Origin of the sequence: Stappia sp. BW2 (genome assembly GCF_008107695.1) — a bacterium.
GTDB lineage: Bacteria > Pseudomonadota > Alphaproteobacteria > Rhizobiales > Stappiaceae > Roseibium.
In genome coordinates, this window is the sequence record NZ_VIRG01000014.1 from 1 (window position 1) to 410 (window position 410).

The window sequence follows — 410 nt, forward strand, 5'->3', positions numbered from 1 at the left end:
CAGACGGGCAATCCGTTCTTCTGCAAGCTGTTCAACCGCGATCCGCGCGGCGGCATCATCTTCGGCGACCAGGGCTATATCGTCTCGACGACGCAGAATACGGGCTCGCTGCACACCTCGGGCATCGATTTCGGCCTCAACTATCTCCAGCCGCTGGGCGGCGCCGGATCGCTGGGCGTCGATTTCCAGGGCAACTGGAACCGCAAGTTCGTCAACGAGCCGGTGCCGGGGCTCGGTTCCTATGACTGCGTCGGCTTCTTCGGTCCCGTCTGCGGCCAGCCGACGCCCGAATGGCGGCACCAGGCGCGCTTCACCTGGACCGATGCGGCCAAGGTCGGCACGCTGTCGCTCAACTGGCGCTATATCGGGGCGACGAACCTGACCAGCAACTCGTCCGACCCGAACCTGGC

At 65.1% G+C, this 410-nt stretch carries 1 protein-coding gene; it reads left to right on the forward strand.

Going from position 1 to position 410, the window contains the following annotated elements:
* A partial coding sequence (locus FMN63_RS29470; RefSeq protein WP_205513741.1) for a hypothetical protein occupies window positions 1-410 on the forward strand: 410 nt, incomplete at both ends.